We start from the raw sequence: 17,630 nt of genomic DNA, 5'->3' as shown, positions 1-17,630 counted from the left end.
GGAATCCGACGAAAACCCAGCTCACACCCACCCACGACCCTCCGGAAGGCCTCCATGCGTCACATGCCGGCGTCGCGCGCCGCAGTTCGTTCCACCGTTCGCCGGGTCGCTGCCGTCGCGGCGTCCGCGGCACTGCTGGCAGGACCCCTCGCCACGGTGGCGCACGCCGAACCGACGCCCGCGTTGCCCCCGGAGCTGGTAGAGGCCGTGCAGCGTGACCTCGGACTGAGCCCCGAGGAATACCTCGACCGCGCGGCACGCGCGCAGGAGCTCGGCGACTACGCCCGCAGCTTCCGCGCCGAGCGCCCCGACGACTTCGCGGGCGCCTGGTTGTCGCAGGACGGCGAGTCGGTGGTCGCGGTCACGAACCGGGAAGCGGCTCTGCGGGCGGAGGCCGACGGCTACCAGGCCACCGTCGCCCCGCTGTCCGCCGACGGCCTCGAGCGCGCCCTCGCCGAACTGAACCGGTGGGTGGCGGCGCTGCCCCGCGAGCTGTCGTCCCAGGTGAACAACACCTACATCGATGTCCTCGACAACCAGATCGTCATCGACATCGTGAACTCACCGGTGGGTCGCGCCCTGAACCTGCCGTCGCTCATCGCGAACCTCCAGGTGCAGCTGACACCGGGAATGCCGGAGAACGACCCCGCGCCGATGGGTGGCGACACCTACATCACCGCCGACGGCGACGTCCGCAACACGCCGCTCGATCGCATCGGGATCTGCTCGTTCGGATTCAACGGAGTTGACGCCGACGGCGACGCCGTCAACATCACCGCCGGGCACTGCGACGCCGTGGCCCGTCGCGACGGTGGCTCCACCGTGTACCTGCCGAACCGCGCGAACATCGACGAGAGCGTGCAGATCGGCTCGTTCACGAACTCCACGGTCGGCACCGACAGCACCCTCGACTACGGGATCATCGCGCTCAACGATGCGGGTGTCGACGCCGGACTGAACCGCCCGATCGTGCGCGGCGGCAACGGTTCGACGCTGACCATCACGGGAACCGCGGTGCCGGTGGTCGGTGCCCCGGTGTGCAAGTCCGGACAGTCGTCGTCGTTCACGTGCGGCGTCGTCGTGGCCGATCACGTCGAAACCCAGCTCGTGTACTCCAACGGTGCGGAGACCAACGTCAGCGGTTTCGCGACCTCCGCGTGCACCCTCGCCGGCGACAGCGGCGGCGCGATCGTCACCGGCACCCGCGCCCTCGGCGTGATCTCCGGGTCGAACAGCGCCGGAGCCCCCGACTGCGTGGAGGCCAACCTCGTGCTCGCCCCCAGCGGAGGCACCTCGAGCCTCGGCATCTCGATCACCGATATCGAATCGGCGACGGGAACGCGGGTCCGCACCGCCGACGGCGTGTAACGTCCGACCGACCTCCGACGAGTCACAAGAGAACCACACGACACACGGGCAACAGCCTGTCGGAGGGCATCGAGCGCACGTCACCCCATATGATCGTCCGCAGCCGATCCGCCGGGAGCCGGCACCACTCCCGCATCACGCCGGGAGCAACTACGAGAAAGGTTTCCATGCGACGTTCCCTCGCCCGTCGAGCACTGGTGGTCGGCTCCGCAGCCGCGTTGCTCCTCGGACCCGCCGCATCGATCGCCCAGGCCGACCCCGCCCCGGTCCAGGCCGGTGACCTGCCGACCGAACTCGTCGAAGCCCTGCACCGCGACCTGCAGATCTCGCCCGAACGGTTCCTCCGGGATGCCGACACGAGCCAGGCCCTCGCGGAGTTCGCCGAGACCGCCCGCGAGAAGTTCGCGCAGGTCTTCGCCGGCGTGTGGCTCGACGCAGAAGGCACCCCGACCGTCGGCCTCACCGAGGGCAACGGATTCGACGAGGCCCGCGCCGACGCCGAGGACGCCGGATTCACGGTCGCGGAGGCCGACAGCAGCGAAGCCGCCCTCGAAGACGAACTCTCCGAGCTCAACGACTGGCTCGAGACCCAACCTCCCGCCGTCGCCGACCTCGTCCGCGGAGTCGCCATCGACATCGTCAACAGCGACGTCGTGATCCGCACCGACGACGTCGCCGGACTCGACCTCCCCGACTTCCTCGAGGGCGTGCGGGTGCTGTTCGCCCCGGCCGAACTGACCCTCGAGCCGGCGTCCGACCTCGAGCCGGTCGCGGGCATCGGTGCTCCCGGCGCACTCCACGGCGGCGACGCGTACGCCGCGCTCGGCGCGGGCAACGGCCTGCGGTGCTCGCTCGGCTTCAACGGCGAGGACGGTTCGGGCAACCCCGTCAACATCACCGCCGGCCACTGCGACCCGAACCGGCTGCAGGCGGGCACCGAGTGGGCGTCGAAGGTGTACCAACTCCTCGGCGAGGACCTCGGACAGCACATCGGGAACTTCGCGGAGACCAGCCTCGACGGTGACGACTACGCGATCATCCGGCCCACGGCCGACGCCCGCGGCCGCTTCGAGAACAACGGTGTGCGCGTTCCGGGCGCCGCCCCGCTGCCCATCACCGGCATCGCCGACCCCGTCGTCGGTGCACCCGTGTGCAAGTCCGGTCTGCGTACCGGATACAGCTGCGGTGTGGTGACGGGCGTCGGTCAGACCGTGGAGATCGGTCAGCGTGTGCTGACGAACGGTTTCGCCACCAACCTGTGCGCCCTGCAGGGCGACAGCGGCGGAGCCCTGGTCACCGGCACGCTCGCGCTCGGCATCTCGAGCGCATCGAACGTCGGCCAGTACGGGATGTGCGAGATCGCCGGTGTGGTCAGCGGTCTCCTCGGCGAGACTCCCGAACTGTTCGCGACGCCGATCCGCTCGATCCTCGCAGCGAACCCCGGCCTCGAGGTCCGCACCTGGTAAGCGTCCGTCGAGTTCGCAGTGCCCCGCCTTCCACCCGGAAGGCGGGGCACTGTTGTCACGTCCCCTGTCGACTTCCCCCTGTCGACTTCCCCCTGTCGCCACCGGCGTCGGCTCCCCCGTCGACTTCTCCCTGTCGGCCTCCCCGTCGGCCTCCCCGTCGGCCTCCCCGTCAACTGAGCGAATGTACCCTCCACTCGATTGAATCGAGCGAGTGTACCGTTCACTCAGCGGGTTTCGAGGAGTCCCGGCCGGCTCCCCATCGGGGGTGCGTGTGCTGCCGCGGGATCAGCGACAAGCAGAACGGCCCCGCCACCTCGAGGTGGCGGGGCCGTTCGACTGTCGAAAGACTACTTGGCGTAGACGGTGGTTCCCGGAGGCGCGAGCAGCGTCTGGATGAGTCCCACACCTGCAATGACGAGGGTCGGTCCACCAACAACGATGGTGCCGATCACGCCACCGATGCCCGCACCGGCAACGGTGCCGACCGCGGGCATCGCGAAGGTGCCGACGACGGCTCCGATGATCGTCCCGATCAATCCGCCGACGGCGGTCGCGATGCCGAGCTGCGACGCGAAGTTCTGCTGTGCCGCGAGGTTTTCGTCGGGCGAGGCGACGTCGGTCACCTTGAGCGCGACCGGCGTGAGCCCCGGAGTGACCTTGTCCTCGGGTGCGACCGGGGTGGCCTGCTCGAGGTCGGTGGACGGCGTCAGCGTGAGGGTCTTGCCGTCCTCGCTGATCTCCCGCTCGAACGGGAGCTGAAGGTCGCCGAGCTGGATCGCGAGCGGCAGGCTGACGACGGTGTTGCCCGCGTCGTCCTGCAGTTCGACGCTCTGGCCGTCACCCGAGACCTGGAACGTGCCGGCGTCGATGACCGTGACGACGGAGTCGTCGACGATGTTGGCCTCGTAGTTGATTTCGTCCTGCGTCGCGGGTGCCTCCGGCGCCGCGTACGACGTTCCGGCGGTGATCCCCATGGCGGCGATGGTCATCGTCGCCACGGCAGCAAGCTTCCTGAGCTTCATGAATTTCCGTTCTGTGACATGGTGCACGCCCGCAGGCGCCCCCCAGCTTTCGTTCACTTCCGTGAAGCCTTCGAACCCCCGACGATGTTCTCTGCCCGAAAGTCACGTCAACCCGAGATCATATCCGACCTATCGGTCATTTTGTTACCCGCGTTACGCCAGATAGTAATTCGATCGTGCCCGGATTCGCTGATCGGTGATCGAATCGTTGCAGAAGGAAGTTAGGACAGCCTGGCTCTCGAGCCCATCAGCAGGGGCCACTACGGTGACTGCCGCATCAGCCCTCAGCAGCGCAACGCCAAGTTACCCACGGGTAACCCGACTACGGTTACCAGCGAGTAACTTAGCGTGCGCTACGATCCAGGGGCTTATACCAGGCGGCGACGGCCGCCCCCGACACGAAAGGCCACGTATGAATGCCCTGACGATCACGTTGGGCACGATCGGCGTGCTGCTCAGCCTCGTGTGTTGGTACTCGTTCCTCGGCGGCGCCTGGAAGATGTTCAGCGCCATCCGGGTAGGCCAGCCGGCACCCGACCGGTGGCACCCGTTCTTCCCGCGGTTCAAGCAGATGATCGTCGAGTTCATCGCCCACACGAGAATGAACAAGTTCCGGACGGTGGGTTGGGCCCACTGGCTCGTGATGGTGGGCTTCCTGCTCGGCGCCATCGTCTGGTTCGAGGCATACGGTCAGACCTTCAACCCCGAGTTCCACTGGCCGCTCATCGGCGGAACCGCGGTCTACCATTTCATCGACGAGATCCTCGGGCTCGGCACCGTGATCGGCATCGTCACGCTGATCATCATCCGCCAGCTCAACCACCCGCGTCAGCCCGGCCGCCTGTCACGGTTCACCGGCTCGGACTTCAAGGCCGCGTACTTCGTCGAGCTCGTCGTCCTCATCGAGGGCCTCGGCATGATCTTCGTGAAGGCCGGCAAGATCGCCACCTACGGCGGCGGTCACATGTCCACCGACTTCTTCACCATGAACCTCGCGAAGCTGCTGCCCGCGAGCGCGGTCATGGTGTCGATCTTCGCGTTCATCAAGCTGATGTCGGGCATGGTGTGGCTCTACGTCGTCGGCCGCAACATCAACTGGGGTGTCGCCTGGCACCGGTTCGCCGCCTTCTTCAACATCTACTTCAAGCGTGAAGACGACGGCGATGTCGCCCTCGGCGCCGTCAAGCCCATGATGTCGAAGGGCAAGCCCGTCGACATGGAGGACGCGGACCCCGACAACGACACGTTCGGCGCCGGCCGCATCGAGGACTTCTCCTGGAAGGGCTGGCTGGACTTCACCACGTGCACCGAGTGCGGTCGCTGCCAGTCGCAGTGCCCCGCCTGGAACACCGGTAAGCCGCTGTCGCCGAAACTGCTCATCATGTCGCTGCGCGACCACGGTCAGGCGAAGGCGCCGTACCTGCTCGCCGGCGGTCGCAAGGATCTCGGTGGCGACGAGGTCGGTCTCGTCGACGCCGAAGGCAACCCGAACGAGGCCGCGCTCGCGAAGATCCCGGCCCCCGCGCTCGCAGAGGCCGGCCGCAAACTCGTCGGCGAATCCGCCGAGATGGTCGAAGCCGGCGAGCTCACCCCGGTGATCGACACGGAGACCCTGTGGAGCTGCACCAACTGTGGTGCATGCGTCGAGCAGTGCCCCGTCGACATCGAGCACGTCGACCACATCATCGATATGCGCCGTTATCAGGTGCTCATCGAGTCGGACTTCCCGTCCGAGCTGGCCGGTCTGTTCAAGAACCTCGAGAACAAGGGCAACCCCTGGGGCCAGAACTCCAAGGACCGTCTCAACTGGATCAACGAGCTCGATTTCGAGATCCCGGTGTTCGGTCAGGACGCCGAGAGCTTCGACGGCTACGAGTACCTGTTCTGGGTCGGATGTGCCGGTGCCTACGAGGACCGCGCGAAGAAGACGACGAAGGCCGTCGCCGAGCTCCTCGCGACCGCAGGCACCAAGTTCATGGTGCTCGGCGCCGAGGAGACCTGTACCGGTGACTCCGCTCGCCGCGCGGGCAACGAGTTCCTGTTCCAGCAGTTGGCGCAGCAGAACATCGAGGTCCTCAACGGTGTGTTCGAGGGTGTCGAGCAGTCCAAGCGCAAGATCGTCGTCACGTGTGCGCACTGCTTCAACGCCCTGAACAACGAGTACCCGGAGGTCGGCGGCACCTACGAGGTCGTCCACCACACGCAGCTCCTCAACCGTCTCGTGCGGGCGAAGAAGCTCATCCAGGTGGCGCCGGTCGGGCAGGACGTCACGTACCACGACCCGTGCTTCCTCGGTCGCCACAACAAGGTGTACAACGCGCCGCGTGAGCTGATGGAGGCGTCGGGCGCGAAGCTCGTCGAGATGCCCCGTCACGGTGAGCGGTCCATGTGCTGTGGTGCCGGTGGCGCCCGCATGTGGATGGAGGAGCGCATCGGTAAGCGCATCAACGTCGACCGCGTCGACGAAGCGCTCACCACGAATCCCTCGAAGATCGCGACGGGATGCCCGTTCTGCCGCGTCATGCTCACCGACGGTGTCACGGCACGCCAGGAAGAGGGCAAGGGTGAGGGCGTCGAGGTCGTCGACGTCGCGCAGTTGATGCTCGACTCGATCGCCCGGGTCGAACCGGCGACGCTCACGGAGAACCTGAAGGTGATCCAGGAGCCGAAGACCCCGGTCGCCGCCGAGGTCGCTGCCGAGGAGAGCGAGGAAGCACGCGTCGAGGAGGTCGCGAAGGCCGGCGCAGCACCTGCTGCGCCGAAGACGGTCGGTGCACCGAAGGCCGGTGGCCTGCAGATGAAGGGCGGCCTCAAGGGACCGGGTGCGAAGGCTCCCGGCGCCAAGAAGCCGGCCGCCGAGGCACCCGCAGCCGAAACCGCGGAAGCGCCGGCAGCAGTTCCGAAGGCCAAGCCGGGCGGACTCCAGATGAAGGGCGGCCTCAAGGCTCCGGGCGGACCGAAGGCTCCCCGCGCCAAGAAGGCCGCTGCTCCCGCAGCCGAGGCTCCCACCACGGAGGCACCCGCCGAGGCCGCGGTCCCGAAGGCCAAGCCCGGTGGACTGCAGCTCAAGAGCGGGCTGAAGGGCCCCGGCCCGAAGAAGGCAGCGGCACCGAAGCCCGCCGCTGCAGCACCGGAGGTCGCCGCACCCGAGGCGGAGACTGCCGCGGCGGAAGCCACCGAGGCACCCGTCGAGGCACCGAAGGAAAGTGCGATCCCGAAGGCCAAGCCGGGTGGACTGCAGCTCAAGAGCGGGCTGAAGGGCCCCGGCCCGAAGAAGGCGGCCGCCCCGGCGGCGCCGACGACCGAATCGGCTCCCGACGCGGCACCGGAACCCGAGTCCGCGCCGGAACCCGAGCCCGCAGCACCCGCAGCGGCACCGGAACCGGAGGCTCCGAAGGCCAAGCCCGGTGCACTCGGGTTCAAGTCCGGCACGAAGGCGCCGGGCCGCAGGTAGGCAAGCAGGGCAATCATCTCGCAGGGCCGGTGATCATTCACCGGCCCTGCGGGGTCTCACCGGGCTCACAGCACGGATGCGAGGCTCACAGGTCGTACTGCTGCTGGTGGAGTTGTGAACCTCGCAGCAGGGGTGTGAACCCCAAGTTGTCCACAACCCCCGTGTTCATCCACAGGCAGCAGCCGACCGGCCCCGCCGGCGGTGGTACGTCGCCATCGATGACCGACGCTGTAGTCATGGGGGCCGACGCATTGATCCACCGACGCGACGCACACGAGCGCGGCGTGACCGACGCCGAGATCCGACGACTGGTCGCCACCCGGCGATGGATCCGCCTGGCGTCCGGGGTGTACGTGCCCTGCGAGGCGTACGACGCCGCCGACGAGTACCGACGGCACGAACTGCGTGCCCGCGCGGTGCTCGCGACCGCCTCTCCGGACGCGGTTCTCAGTCACGTCTCGGCGGCGGTGCTGCACGGTCTGCGACCGTGGAACATCCCGCTCGACGACGTGCACATCGCGCGCAACCGCCCCACCGGCGGTCGGCGCCGCGACGGACGCGTCCTCCATTCCGCCAGTTTCCGCGAGGTGGATGTCGCCGATGTCGGCGGCACCCGAGTGTTGTCACCCGCGAAGACCGTCACCGATCTCGCCGCGACGGTCCCGTTCGACAGGGCCGTCGTCGTCGGCGACCAGGCGTTGCGGAACGGACTCGTCGACCTCGACGAAGTGCGGCGTGCCGTCGACGACATGGGGTCGCATCCGGGACGTGCACGCGCGGCCCGCGCCGTGCGCTTCATGTGCGAGCGCAGCGACAGCGTCGGTGAGTCCCTGAGCCGCGCACGGATGGTCGGCGAGCAACTCCCCGTGCCGTTGACCCAGGTCGACGTGTTCGACGAGGAGGGTCGGTGGCTCGCGCGCGTCGATTTCCTGTTCCCCGAACACGGTGTGGTCGGGGAGTTCGACGGGCGGATCAAGTACCGACGGGACGGCGTCGCCACCGACGACGCCGAGAACGTCGTCTACAGGGAGAAGCTGCGTGAAGACGGTCTGCGCCACGCGGGCTGGGTCGTCGTGCGCTGGACGTGGTCGGATCTGTCCACGCCGGGCGTGCTGGCGGCGCGTCTCCGGGGCGGATTCGAGCTCGCCGCCCGGGGCCCCGGCCCCGTCGGACGTTTCACCACGGGGAAGCTCACAGACCCGGTACGAGGCTCACAGCACCGGCAGCAACCACTCGCGCTGTGAGCCTTGCACAGGTGTTGTGAACCCGATGCTCAGGAGTACTTCGCGACCACCCGTCGACGGGCCAGCGGGTCGACGTTGATCCGCGACAGGTCGTGGTCGTAGTGGTCGAGCAGACGCTTGTCCATCACCTTCCGCCACAGCGGTGGGAACAACGACAGGATCACCAGCACCGCGTACCCGGCGGGTAGCTGCGGAGCCCCGTCCATCGACCGCAGCGTCTGGTAACGACGCAGCGGGTTGGCGTGGTGGTCGCTGTGCCGCTGCAGGTTGTACAGGAACGCGTTGGAACACACGTGGTCGCTGTTCCAGCTGTGCTCGGCCGCCACCTTCTCGTACTTGCCGTCGGCGCGGCGGCGACGCAGGAGTCCGTAGTGCTCGAGATAGTTGACGCCTTCGAGGAACATCACCGCCATGACGGCCTGCACGGCCAGCCACGGCGCGATGCCCCACCCGAACACTGCGATGAGCACCACATACAGCACCACGCTCATCAGCCAGGCGTTCAGAATGTTGTTGCGGCGCACGTTCCACACCGAGACCCGACGGCGGCGCAGGCGGGCCGACTCGTACCGCCACGCCGACACGAGCCCCCCGAAGACGGATCGGGGCAGGAACCGCCAATAACCCTCACCGAATCGGGCGGTCGCGGGATCCTCCGGTGTCGCCACCCGGATGTGGTGACCGAGATTGTGTTCGACGTAGAAGTGCCCGTAGCAGGATTGCGCGAGAGCGATCTTCGCGAGGAGGCGTTCGTGCTTCGTCCGTTTGTGGCCGAGTTCGTGGGCGGCGTTGATGCCGACACCACCGACGATGCCGAGCGTCGACGCCATGGCGAACATCTCCGCCCAGCCCATCGGCTGCGAGACCCACATCCAGCATCCGAAGAACAGGCCCGCGTACTGCAACGGCAGGTACATGTAGGTGCAGCGCCGGTAGTACTTGTCGTTCTCGAGCTGCTTCATCACTGCTTCGGGCGGGTTGCTCGTGTCGAGCCGCGCGAAGCGGTCGACGAGTGGGCAGACGACCGCGATGATCAGCGCGCCGGCCGCCCAGAAGACGCCGAGGTGCAGGTAGTGGACGAGTACCCACGCGAGAAACGGACTGGCGGGAATGGCCAGCCCGTAGATCCACATGTAGCGCTTCGGATCGCGCCACCTCGCGGTGTCACGCGTCTTCGACCCCCCGGCCCGTATATCGAACACAACCATCCTGCTTCCCCGTTCCAGAGGTTTCCGTACCGGGTCGTTGCTCGTCGCGTTCGTCCGCGTGCAGGCACCGGTCGCCCCGGAAAGAAATTCGATGACCCCCGAAGCCGAACTCGAATACTACCGAACGGTAGCTGTGACCTGGGAGGGGCTGCCCTCGGTGTTCCGCGACACATTCCGGCGGGGATCGTTGTGGCGAGACGACGACGGCGCCGCACCCTCGGTGGGTGCGACGCCGCGCGCGTGATCGTCGTGCAGATCAGATGGTGCGCACGCCCTGCGCCTGCGGTCCCTTCTGGCCCTGTCCGATCTCGAACTCCACGCGAGCCCCCTCGTCCAGGGTCTTGAAACCCGAACCCTGGATCTCGGAGTAGTGGACGAAGACGTCGGCTCCGCCGCCGTCCTGTTCGATGAAACCGAACCCCTTCTCCGCGTTGAACCATTTGACAGTTCCCTGCGCCATACCACGTGCTCCTCATCGTCCCGCACGGTCGCCCCGACAATGCGGCCTCTTCGTTATGAACCCCAATCATCGCACTGATCCGGACATTCGTCGTGGTTGATTTCGATTCCGATGCGCGTGTCGCGAAAATCCGGGTGAAATCGGGTTGCGGTTCAGTGGCACCATGGACGCCGTGAACATCGAGGAGCAAGGCCACCTTCACCACCAGATCACCCGCAAGCTCGAGCAGTCCTCGAAGCTGCAGAACGTGCTGTACGAGATCCGCGGACCCGTGCACGCGCACGCCGCGCGCCTGGAGGCCGAAGGTCACCGCATCCTCAAACTCAACATCGGCAATCCCGCCCCGTTCGGTTTCGAAGCGCCCGAGACGATCGTGCAGGACATGATCGCGGCGCTCCCCCACGCGCAGGGATACTCGGAATCCCGCGGGATCGCGTCGGCGCGGCGCGCGATCGTGACGCGCTACGAACTGGTGCCCGGCTTCCCGAAGTTCGGGATCAACGACGTGTACCTCGGCAACGGCGTGTCCGAGCTCATCACCATGACGATGCAGGCGCTGCTCGACGACGGCGACGAGGTGCTGATCCCCGCACCGGACTATCCGCTGTGGACGGCGATGACGTCACTGGCCGGGGGAACGCCCGTCCACTACCTGTGCGACGAGTCCAACGACTGGAACCCCGACATCGCGGACATCGAGTCGAAGATCACCGACCGCACCAAGGCGCTGCTCGTCATCAACCCGAACAATCCGACGGGCGCCGTGTACTCGGCGGAGGTGCTCACCCAGCTGGTGGCACTCGCGCGCAAACACCAGCTGCTGCTGCTCGCCGACGAGATCTACGACAAGATCCTCTACGACGACGCGAAGCACGTGTCGCTCGCGACACTCGCCCCGGATCTGTTGTGTCTGACGTTCAACGGCCTGTCCAAGGCGTACCGCGTCGCCGGGTACCGCGCCGGCTGGATGGTCATCACCGGCCCGAAGGACCACGCGGCCGGGTTCCTCGAAGGCGTCGATCTGCTCGCCTCCACGCGACTGTGCCCGAACGTTCCCGCCCAGCACGCGATTCAGGTGGCGCTCGGCGGCTATCAGAGCATCGAGGATCTCATCCTGCCGGGCGGACGGCTGCTCGAGCAGCGCGATGTCGCCTGGGAACGCCTCAACGCGATTCCGGGGGTGAGCTGTGTGAAACCGCGTGGCGCGCTGTATGCGTTCCCGAGGCTCGATCCCGAGGTGTACGAGATCCACGACGACGAGAAGCTGGTGCAGGACCTGCTGCTGCAGGAGAAGATCCTCATGGTGCAGGGCACCGGCTTCAACTGGCCGGATCACGACCATCTGCGCATCGTGACGTTGCCGTGGGCGCGGGATCTCGCCGTCGCCATCGAGCGGTTCGGCAACTTCCTGTCCAGCTACAAGCAGTGACCCTCGGCGCGTCACACACCCCCGACCGGCCCCTCACAGATCACCCTGCTCCGCAACCGAACTCCCAATCGTTGCCAAAGAGAGACAATGCCTCCTCCCGGGGTGGTATCCGCAGGTGAGAGGGGGTGACATCCGTACCGGGGCGAGCGATTTGTCCGAGGGTGACCAGACACACACCCTCCCCTCCTTTCCGGATCGATGAAAAGCAAAGTACGTTGGGTTACGGCACTTCGAGTGCCGGGCTCCCTGACCAACGCCATCCCCCCCTGTGCGAGGTCAGGTGAAGGTGGCGGGGACACCCCCCTGCTCCCCGCCACCACCAGCCCACTTCTTTCTCCCGGTGTCGCTAGCCTGTTGCGGTGAGTCACGGACACGGACACGGACACTTCGAAGGCCCCGCACCGATCGGCCCGCTCGCCGCCAGGATCGTCGTCGGCCTGCTCGTGGCCATCGGTATCGCCGTGCTCGTCGGCACCGCGCTGCTCTGGCCGAGCAACCGTGCCGTCGACATCCCCACCCCGTTCCAGACCAGCGGCGGCGACGCCGTCGTCACCGAAGCGGGCACCGTCGTCGAACAGGACGTCGGGGCGTGTGGCAGCCCGTCGTCGGGGCGTGTCTTCACCGGCGACCCCACACCCCCGGCGAACGCCGCGTTCGAGTGCGAACGCAGCATCGTCGACATCGAATCCGGGCCCAACGCCGGCACCCGCACCCTCCTGGAGGTGATCCCGGGCCCCGGGCAACCCGAACTGCAGGCCGGCGACGACATCCGACTCGTCCGCCAGACCGACCCGTCGGGCACCACCCAGTACTCGTTCTACGACTTCGCTCGGGGACTCCCCCTGACCGTGATCGTCGCGGTGTTCGCCGTCGTGATCGTCGCGGTGGCCCGGTGGCGCGGATTCCGCGCCCTCGTCGGGCTCGGCGTCGCCTTCGGCGTCCTCGTGGTGTTCATGCTGCCGGCGTTGCTCGACGGCCGACCCGCCGTGCCGGTCGCGCTGGTGGGGGGCTCCCTGATCCTGTACGCGGTGCTGTATCTCGCCCACGGCCTCAACCTGCGGACGAGTTCCGCGCTGCTCGGCACACTCGCGTCCATGGCCGTCGCGGCAGCCCTGTCGTACGTCGCCATCGAGATGACCCACCTGACCGGGCTGTCGGAAGAACAGAACACCGACGTGCAGCTCTACATCGGGAACGTGTCGATCACCGGGCTGCTGCTCGCCGGATTCATCATCGGCTCGCTCGGCGTCCTCAACGACGTGACGATCACGCAGGCGTCGTCGGCGTTCGAACTCGCCGCGCTCGACCCGGACGCGTCACGGCGCGCCGTGTTCTCGTCCGCGATGCGGGTGGGCCGCGACCACATCGCGAGCACCGTCTACACCCTCGTCCTCGCCTACGCCGGTGGGGCCTTGCCACTGCTGCTGTTGTTCTCGGTGGCCGGACGGTCCGTGACGGACGTGATCACCGCGGACGCGGTCGCCATCGAAGTGGTCCGCGCCTGCGTCGGTGGTGTTGCTCTGGCACTGTCGGTCCCGCTCACCACCGCGATCGCCGCGCTCCTCGCGCGTGCCGACGCTCCGGCTGCCGCACAGACCCGAGGATCCGGGCGACACGCCCGCTGAGCAGGTCGCCGGTCCCGTCCGTCAGGGGCCGGGAAGCTGCAACTGCGGCAGCGGCGGCAACTCGAGCGTGGGCAGCTGGGGAACCGGAATGTTCAGACCCGGAATGAGCTGCGGCGGCTCGGGGGGCGGCTCCGGAGCCGGCGGAACCGGACGCGGAACATAGGTCGATTCGGCCGGAGGCTCCTCGGTGGTCGTGGGAGCCACGGTGACCGGAGCGACCGCGGGCTGCGGTTCGGGTTTCGTCGTCGTGGTGGGTCTGACGAACGTCTGGCTGGGGCTCTGCTCGTCGTCCCCGGACTGTCCCGAGAACAGGCTGTTGCCGGCGCCGAGCGCCACCCCGATCACCGCGACGACGGCCAGCGCCGTCCCGGCCAGCCCGGCACCGGAGATCTGCCGTCCGCTCACCGCCGGTTCACTGCGGGTGAGCGACGCCAACCACGTCTTCGGCCGCTGTCTCGGTTTCCGCGGCTCGGACGCACGCGGCTCCGTGCCCGGGATCGCGGCGGTGACCACGGGAATCCGCTCGGTGTCCTCACCCGAACCTGCCGGGGCGACGATCTTCGTCAGCGCACTGGCCTTCGGCTCCGACGCGGGGGTGCGCGACGCGACGAGCGCACCACCCTTCGCGAGGACGAGTTCGGGTTCGTGCGGCACCACCAGCGGCAGCGCCAGCCACGACCTCAGCACCTCCTGCACGAGCGGGATGTGCGCGCCACCACCGAGGAGCACCACCGCTTCCGGGTTGCGGCCGGACCGAGCGATGACCTGGTGGACGAACTGCGCCGACGATTCGACGCACTGCGAGATCAGCGGGTCGAACGTGTCGCGGGACATGAGAACCACACCGGCGGCCCCGGGCACGGCAACGGTCTCGGAGTTCGAGAGCTGCTCCTTGGCCTCGCGGCACTGCGCCGACAACTCGTTGTCGGTGGCGGGATCGTCGGGGCGCCACACACCGTTGGTGTCGAGCTGATGGTCGCGGATGACCTTGTCGAACACGCGGCCGGCGATGAGGTCGGTGCGCTCGGCGAGGACCTCACGGGCCGCGAGATCGACGACCGTGACGGTCAGTCCGGTGTCGCCGAGGTCGTAGAACACCGCCGTGTCGCTGCCCAACTCGCCGGTGGCCTGCAGGTATGTCAGCGCCGCTTCCGGTTCGGACACCAGCACGTAGGCGGGCAGATCCTCGACGGCCATCGCCGCACGGATCCGGTCGGCCTGCGCCTGATCGCGGTAGACGATGCCGACGCGGTCGATCGGATCGCCGGCGACACCGGTCTGGAACAGCACCCCCAGAGTGCTCGCCGCCAACCGCGCGGGATCATCGCCGTCCGTATCGACCACCTGGAACTGGAATCCCGCCGACGGCGCCGCCCTGTCGATGGGACGCACGATCCGGACGGCGCTCTCCCCCGCGGTCACCCCGAGAACCGAACTCATCAGCCGCCTTAACGATCGTTTTCGCGCCGGCATGTCGAGTCCCCCGGCGCCCTACGCAACGGTCCGTATAGTACCCAACGGTCTGATCCGGGTCATTCCGCATGCTCATCGGGCGAAGCGCGGCTCCCGATGCCGGTGCTCGGCCACAACACGAGAGCGGGAAAATCCCACCTCCACGGCACCGACAGTCGGGGCTGCGCGTGGCTCAGGCGGCGGTGCCGAGCCTGACGTAACGCCAGTGGGCGTCCTCCCACACCGACCTGTCGAGGCAGTTCCTGCCGTCGAGGACGACCCGGTCCCCAGCTGCGTCGCCGAGCGACACCGGATCGAGTTCCCGGAACTCCGGCCACTCGGTCAGCACCAGGACGACAGCGGCACGCCGGCACGCGTCGACGGGGTCGGTGGCGTACCGCAGTGTCGGGAACACGGTCCTCGCGTTGTCCATGGCCTGCGGATCGAACACCGACACCGTCGCACCCTCGAGATGCAGTTGCCCGGCCACATTCAACGCCGGGGAGTCCCGGACGTCGTCGGAGCCGGGTTTGAACGCCGCCCCGAGCACCCCGATGCGCACACCGAGCACCGAACCGCCGCAGGCGGCGCGCGCCAGTTCCACCATGCGGGTGCGGCGGCGCATGTTGATGCTGTCGACCTCCCGCAGCAGATGCACGACCTGATTCGCGCCCAGTTCCCCGGCCCGGGCCATCAACGCGCGGATGTCCTTCGGCAGACAACCACCACCGAATCCGAGTCCGCCGTCGAGGTAGCGGCGGCCGATGCGGGTGTCGTGACCGAGGATGTCGGCGAGCGCCACCGCATCGGCGTCGGCCACCTCGCAGACCTCCGAGATCGCATTGATGAACGAGATCTTGGTCGCCAGGAACGCGTTGGCGGCGGACTTCGCGAGCTCCGCGGTCGCGAGATCGGTGACGACGAACGGGACCCCGTCCGAGATCAGGTCGGTGTAGAACTCCCGCATCGTGTCGCCGCCCCGTCCACCGTCCCGGTTCTCCACGCCGACGACGAGCCGATCCGGCGACAGTGTGTCCCGGACCGCGAGCCCCTCACGGAGGAACTCCGGATTCCACACCACCTCCACGTCCCGACCGGCCGGGGCGAGGACGCGGACGCGCTCGACGAGCCCCGCAGCGGTGCCGACCGGCACCGTCGACTTGCCGACGACGAGGGCGGGCCGATCCAGTCGCGGGGCCAGTTCCTCCACGACGGCGTGCACATACCTCAGGTCCGCGGCGTACTCCCCGTGCTTCTGCGGGGTGCCGACCGCGATGAAGTGCACGTCGGCGAACGCTGCCGCAGCATCATAGGAGGTGCCGAACGACAACCGGCCCGCATCGATGTTGCGGCGCACCAACTCCGCCAGTCCCGGTTCGTAGAACGGCACCTCCCCCGCCTCGAGTTTCGCGACCTTGCCGGCGTCGATGTCGACGCCGATCACCTCGTGCCCCAGTTCGGCCATGCACGCGGCATGGGTGACTCCGAGGTATCCCGTTCCGAACACCGCACAGCGCATGCCCCGTTTCTATCGGCGTGCGGTGAGCGGTCGCCCTCCGTCACGGGACGTCCTCGCGAACATCGGGTGTACACGCGGCGTGGGCGAGGACCCGCGCCCACCGTCGTCGTTCCGCGGCACCGCGGACGCCCGATCCGTCGTTCCTGCTGGACATGGTGCGCACAGATGGCAGTATCGGACGGTCGAGACGAATCGGGAGGGAATCACCGTGCCATACCTCGGGTTGATCACGATGGTGCTGTGGGTGATCTGTCTGGTCGACGTGATCTGCGCCGACGAACACCGGATCCGTCATCTCCCCAAGATGATGTGGGTGATGATCGTCCTGCTGATCCCGCTCGTCGGATCCGTGCTGTGGTTGGTGATCGGACGCCCGCCGGGCAGCCTGCCGGGGACGGCACGGTCCACGTCGGCCTACCCCGAACACGACCGACCGAACCGTCATGTCGCGCAGTACGCCGAGGACGACGAGGAATTCCTGCGACGCTGCCGCGCACGCGCGGAGGAGCAGCGGCGTATCGCACGCGAGCAGCAGCGACGGCGGGACGCCGAAGGGTCCTGAACCCCGTCCCGATCAGCGGAAGCATCCGCTCCCCGCACCTCGACGGCACCCTATCGTCGGCCCCGTGCCCGCTGCGCGACGCAGCGGCACGATCGCGTCGTCGGATCGGGAAGGGAACGGATGACAACCTCCACGCCGGTGGGTACCCCCGAGGACGGTGTGCCACTCGGATCCCCGGACACCGGCCACGTGATCGAGGAGGTCACCGAGGCGGCCCGGCGGGTCGTCGCCGGGGTGGTGCGCACGTCCCGCGACAATCCGCACCTCGAACGCATCCGCGACACGCTCCGCGAGATCGCCGATCTGCTCGACGAGCACGCTCCCGACGTCGACACCAGGCTGGCCGAGATCTGGGCGACGCGACCCACCCGTACCGGCCCCGTGACCGGAGCGGAGAACCCTGTCGCCCCGCCTGTCGCCTTCCGCGGCCGCGGGGACGGTTCGGTCGGCGCCGACGTCACGCTCGATCTGCAGTACCAGGGCCCACCGGCGATGGTGCACGGCGGGATCAGCGCACTGATCCTCGATCACGCGCTCGGTAACGCGAACGACTTCGCGGGACGGTCCGGGATGACCGCCGAACTGACCGTGCGCTACCACCGCACGACACCGTTGTTCGAGCCGTTGACCGTTCGGGCTCGGCATCTGTCCACCGACGGCCGCAAGATCCGCACCGTCGGAGACATCCGCACCGCGGACGGCCGGGTGTGCGTGTCGGCCGAAGGACTGTTCATCGCGGGCTACCCGTCGACGCCACCACCGGTCGGCTGACCCGAGATCACCTGCCCCACCCGTGCGCGTTTCTGGTAGCTGGAGCCACC

General features: G+C 67.9%; 13 protein-coding genes. 8 read left to right on the top strand and 5 right to left on the bottom strand.

Translation table 11 applies throughout. The features are described from left to right. Nucleotides 1–54 precede the first annotated feature (54 nt). Complete coding sequence (locus LDQ05_RS13125) at nucleotides 55–1,368, top strand: S1 family peptidase (protein ID WP_226437404.1); 1,314 nt, start codon at nucleotides 55–57, stop codon at nucleotides 1,366–1,368. A gap of 167 nt (nucleotides 1,369–1,535) precedes the next feature. After that, a complete protein-coding gene (locus LDQ05_RS13120; protein WP_226437403.1) occupies nucleotides 1,536–2,834 on the top strand; it encodes a S1 family peptidase in 1,299 nt (432 codons plus the stop codon). A gap of 347 nt (nucleotides 2,835–3,181) precedes the next feature. On the opposite strand, the gene LDQ05_RS13115 is transcribed toward LDQ05_RS13120, so the two are convergent. Beyond that, nucleotides 3,182–3,856, bottom strand: coding sequence for a DUF8020 domain-containing protein (locus LDQ05_RS13115; protein WP_226437402.1), 675 nt, complete (start codon nucleotides 3,854–3,856; stop codon nucleotides 3,182–3,184). A 412-nt stretch (nucleotides 3,857–4,268) separates the two neighbouring features. Here LDQ05_RS13115 and LDQ05_RS13110 point away from each other — a divergent pair, with 412 nt between their 5' ends. Next, a complete protein-coding gene (locus LDQ05_RS13110; protein ID WP_226437401.1) occupies nucleotides 4,269–7,310 on the top strand; it encodes a (Fe-S)-binding protein in 3,042 nt (1,013 codons plus the stop codon). 218 nt (nucleotides 7,311–7,528) lie between these two features. Next, a complete protein-coding gene (locus tag LDQ05_RS13105) occupies nucleotides 7,529–8,554 on the top strand; it encodes a type IV toxin-antitoxin system AbiEi family antitoxin domain-containing protein (protein ID WP_226437400.1) in 1,026 nt (341 codons plus the stop codon). A 29-nt stretch (nucleotides 8,555–8,583) separates the two neighbouring features. Here LDQ05_RS13105 and LDQ05_RS13100 read toward each other — a convergent pair whose 3' ends face one another. Beyond that, on the bottom strand, nucleotides 8,584–9,762 hold the full coding sequence (locus LDQ05_RS13100) for an alkane 1-monooxygenase (RefSeq protein WP_226437399.1): 1,179 nt from the start codon (nucleotides 9,760–9,762) through the stop codon (nucleotides 8,584–8,586). Nucleotides 9,763–10,018: 256 nt separating this feature from the next. Beyond that, on the bottom strand, nucleotides 10,019–10,222 hold the full coding sequence (locus LDQ05_RS13095) for a cold-shock protein (protein ID WP_016695928.1): 204 nt from the start codon (nucleotides 10,220–10,222) through the stop codon (nucleotides 10,019–10,021). 163 nt (nucleotides 10,223–10,385) lie between these two features. Here LDQ05_RS13095 and LDQ05_RS13090 point away from each other — a divergent pair, with 163 nt between their 5' ends. Continuing rightward, nucleotides 10,386–11,651 (top strand): pyridoxal phosphate-dependent aminotransferase, encoded by a 1,266-nt coding sequence (locus tag LDQ05_RS13090; protein ID WP_226437398.1) that lies wholly within the window; start codon nucleotides 10,386–10,388, stop codon nucleotides 11,649–11,651. A 359-nt stretch (nucleotides 11,652–12,010) separates the two neighbouring features. After that, nucleotides 12,011–13,276, top strand: coding sequence for a YibE/F family protein (locus LDQ05_RS13085; RefSeq protein ID WP_226437397.1), 1,266 nt, complete (start codon nucleotides 12,011–12,013; stop codon nucleotides 13,274–13,276). Nucleotides 13,277–13,297: 21 nt separating this feature from the next. On the opposite strand, the gene LDQ05_RS13080 is transcribed toward LDQ05_RS13085, so the two are convergent. Together LDQ05_RS13080 and LDQ05_RS13075 are read right to left on the bottom strand one after the other, a co-directional pair. Continuing rightward, nucleotides 13,298–14,716, bottom strand: coding sequence for a DUF7159 family protein (locus LDQ05_RS13080; protein ID WP_226437396.1), 1,419 nt, complete (start codon nucleotides 14,714–14,716; stop codon nucleotides 13,298–13,300). A 205-nt stretch (nucleotides 14,717–14,921) separates the two neighbouring features. Then, nucleotides 14,922–16,247: a UDP-glucose dehydrogenase family protein gene (locus LDQ05_RS13075; RefSeq protein WP_226437395.1), complete on the bottom strand. Its 1,326-nt coding sequence runs from the start codon at nucleotides 16,245–16,247 to the stop codon at nucleotides 14,922–14,924. Between the two features lie 208 nt (nucleotides 16,248–16,455). On the opposite strand from LDQ05_RS13075, the gene LDQ05_RS13070 reads away from it, so the two are divergent. Beyond that, a complete protein-coding gene (locus LDQ05_RS13070) occupies nucleotides 16,456–16,809 on the top strand; it encodes a PLD nuclease N-terminal domain-containing protein (protein WP_226437394.1) in 354 nt (117 codons plus the stop codon). 120 nt (nucleotides 16,810–16,929) lie between these two features. Then, on the top strand, nucleotides 16,930–17,580 hold the full coding sequence (locus tag LDQ05_RS13065) for a hotdog domain-containing protein (protein ID WP_226437393.1): 651 nt from the start codon (nucleotides 16,930–16,932) through the stop codon (nucleotides 17,578–17,580). Nucleotides 17,581–17,630 lie beyond the last annotated feature (50 nt).

Origin of the sequence: Rhodococcus yananensis, assembly GCF_020515525.1 — a bacterium.
Classification (GTDB): Bacteria; Actinomycetota; Actinomycetes; order Mycobacteriales; family Mycobacteriaceae; genus Rhodococcus; species Rhodococcus yananensis.
Note: the sequence above shows the minus strand (reverse complement) of the source record. Positions and strands in the feature narration are given on the sequence as shown.